General features: G+C 45.9%; 3 protein-coding genes. 1 reads left to right on the forward strand and 2 read right to left on the reverse strand.

Annotated features, from left to right (window positions below; genetic code table 11):
• Together Q0R35_RS00195 and lpxD are read right to left on the reverse strand one after the other, a co-directional pair.
• A partial coding sequence (locus tag Q0R35_RS00195) for a mechanosensitive ion channel (protein ID WP_295613170.1) occupies window positions 1-1,028 on the reverse strand: 1,028 nt, incomplete at its 3' end.
• A gap of 628 nt (window positions 1,029-1,656) precedes the next feature.
• Entirely contained in the window at window positions 1,657-2,691 is a 1,035-nt protein-coding gene (gene lpxD, locus Q0R35_RS00200) for a UDP-3-O-(3-hydroxymyristoyl)glucosamine N-acyltransferase (protein ID WP_295613176.1), read from the reverse strand.
• A gap of 26 nt (window positions 2,692-2,717) precedes the next feature.
• On the opposite strand from lpxD, the gene Q0R35_RS00205 reads away from it, so the two are divergent.
• On the forward strand, window positions 2,718-2,891 hold the full coding sequence (locus Q0R35_RS00205; RefSeq protein WP_295613173.1) for a hypothetical protein: 174 nt from the start codon (window positions 2,718-2,720) through the stop codon (window positions 2,889-2,891).
• The last annotated feature ends 89 nt before the right edge of the window (window positions 2,892-2,980 follow it).

Genomic DNA, 2,980 nt, shown 5'->3' on the forward strand with positions numbered 1-2,980 from the left:
ATGGTCTCCGATACTCGTTGGAGCATGAGAGTTGCAGGGCCAGAAATTGAGGGAATCCCCAGTGCATCTAACGCCGCAACCGCAGTTGGAATCAAGACCATTACGTAAACGATCGTGCCTAACAATCCGGAGAGCGATTGCCCTGGCGCGGCTCTATTCAAGCCAATTCTGGTAGCCAACCGCTCGGTACCAGCCGCAGCGAGTAAGTTAGTTACCAACTCGCGGATAATTTTAGCGACAAACCAACCTACGATCCCAATCAGACCTGCTTTGAAGATATTGGGGACTGCGCGGAGAATCCCATCTAACAGGTTTTGGACGGGTGCGAGGGGGCCTCTAAGTTCGAGGACATCGAGGATTAACGGTAGGAAAAATAAGAAAACGAACCAGTACAGTGCAGTCCCTAATGTTTCGCTGGGTAAGACTTGATTGTCACCGACAGATAACCGCCGCGACATGGCTGGCATCACAGTTCCAGCAGTTCGGATGACAATCGCTTTAACGGCTGTTGCCAATAAGAAAGCAACGCCCGCTAATGCTGCTGCCATCGCTAGTTTTGGCAAGAATGTCAAAATTTGGGTTAAGACATTGGTGAGCGGTTGGGCGGCACTGTCTAAACGTAATGCACTCAGGGCATTAGCAACAGCAAACAGAAAAATTAGCCAGAACACAACGTCCCCGATTAATTTTTCGGTATTTAGCGTCGATCTACTATTCGCAGCATTACCTGTGGCGATGTTTCCCAAGCGGTTATCTAAGTCAGTGCGTTTGAGTAGATTCCGCACGACGGTAGAAACAATCGATCCCAAAATCCAGCCGATTAGTAAGATCCCGATCGCACCCAGCAAGCCGGGTAAGAATGAGCCGACGGTACCACTGGTTTGTCTGACAAAGGTTTCAACCCCAGATGTTGAAAAGTTAGGTGTGACGACAGTTGTAGGTGCTGCTACCTGCGCGATTAACCAATCTTTTGCCAAAAACTGACTAGCTACGGGAAGCGCACTGATGAGTTGCCAAGTTTGGTGCATATTTTTGCGATGTAATATTTGTCGATGCTAGAGCAGATTGCGTGTGAGTCACCAAGTAATTTTACGCATATTTCGCCCTCGCGTAACGCTACATCCTGCCAGAAATTCTTGCGGCTGCCAGATGTAGTTATCTGCGGCAGAGCTAATTAGCTAAGTCAATCGCATTTTTAGGCATTATCTTCTGGCCATCCGATCTATTAGTAGCGAAATATACAAAGTTTTTGAATTTTGCTGGCAAACATAAATCTAAGTTAAAGATCTCTTAACTCTCGATCGATTTGACAGCTTTAAACAACTCAAATTAGTTAGCGATCTCCTGTAACAAAAGTACACATATCGAGACGAAGAGAAGTAGTTAGTAACAGTTCCGTAAGTATAGATATTTTCTATTTCGACGAAGATCCTTAATTACAACACAGATGTAGCTTACCACGATTCTCCAATTATGGCATCCACGTACAGTACTATATTTTGCAATTTGCACTTAATTTTACAATTATAAATATCAATATATTGCGTTCTAAAGCGACTAATTATGGCAAAAATCGGTAAGTACTAAGATCGACAAGATTGTCAGTTAGCAGGCAGTATAACAAGCAATCTAGTTAGCAAAAACGCTGGCAAAAATTTAATGGCGTTGGCTTTGTTTAAAGAATTGATACATTTCTGGTAGACGATTGACGATCGCGGCAGTTTTGAGCCATAGTTTGTGTGAAACTGCTGGATACCCAGATACAATTTCCCCAGGTTCGACATTGCGATGAATGCCTGTTTTTGATGAAGCAATTGCCCGATCGCCGATTGTCACCTGATTGGCGACACCGACTTGTCCGGCTAGTAAAACGCCATTACCAACTTTGACTCCCCCAGCTAACCCAACTTGAGCGGCGATTGCACAATTCGAGCCGATTTGACAACCATGTCCGACATGTACCAAATTGTCTAATTTAGTATCTTTACCGATGCGGGTTTCACCTACCGCCGGACGATCGACCGTACTGTTACAACCGATTTCTACTCCATCCTCTAAGACCGTATAACCCGCCTGTTCCATCTTGAACCAGCCAGTCGCCGTCGGCACGAATCCAAAGCCCTCTGCACCGATTGTCGCCCCGCTGTGGATGACACAATTAGCTCCGATTCTTACCCGCTCGTGGATCGTACAGTTGGCGTGCAGAATGGTACGATCGCCAATTTGGACATCTGGGTACAAGACCACATTCGGATGGATGGTGACACCATTCCCAATTTTGACACCCGCTTGAACTACCACATGGGCACCGATCGATACATCCGTACCCAGTTCGACTCCCGATTCGACGATCGCACTCGGATGAATTCCGGTGGGGAGCTGAAATGGCTGATAAAATAATTTAATAACTTGGGCAAATAACAACCTCGGTTCGTCAGCAGCGATCCAGGCAATCTGGCGATCGCTAGCCTGAGTTTGAATCGACTCATTCATCGGTAAAATTAAAGCACTCGCCGCCGTACTACTCACAAAGCTAGCAAACTTATCGCCTTCGATATAGCTAATCGCCCCAGCAGTCGCCGCATCGATCGGTGCCAAACCAGTTAAAATTGGGTCGAGCTGGCTCTGCGTCACCACACTACTAGCTTTGACGGCAGACCCTAGTTTAATTATCAGCTCGCTAAATTGCATCATAAATTCGGGATAAAGATTACTCAGTGTCAGACCAAATCGGACTATTACTTAAAATGTTATTACCATCGGTCGCGATTTCGATCGCGATTAACTATCTCGGCAACAGTCTAGATCCGATACCGACCACGACGATCGCTCTTATTGCCGTCTTTCTACCTTCTACGGTGATTGCCATCTTTTTGTGGTTGAGAAGCTAGGGGATAAGCTTTGGGCTTCAGGCTTTAGGCTTTAGATTTTAGGCTCTAGTTGCTGGAACTACGTTCCAGATTTTAAGTAATCACACTTC

It is taken from the genome of Chamaesiphon sp. GL140_3_metabinner_50 (genome assembly GCF_025361915.1).
Classification (GTDB): domain Bacteria; phylum Cyanobacteriota; class Cyanobacteriia; order Cyanobacteriales; family Chamaesiphonaceae; genus Chamaesiphon.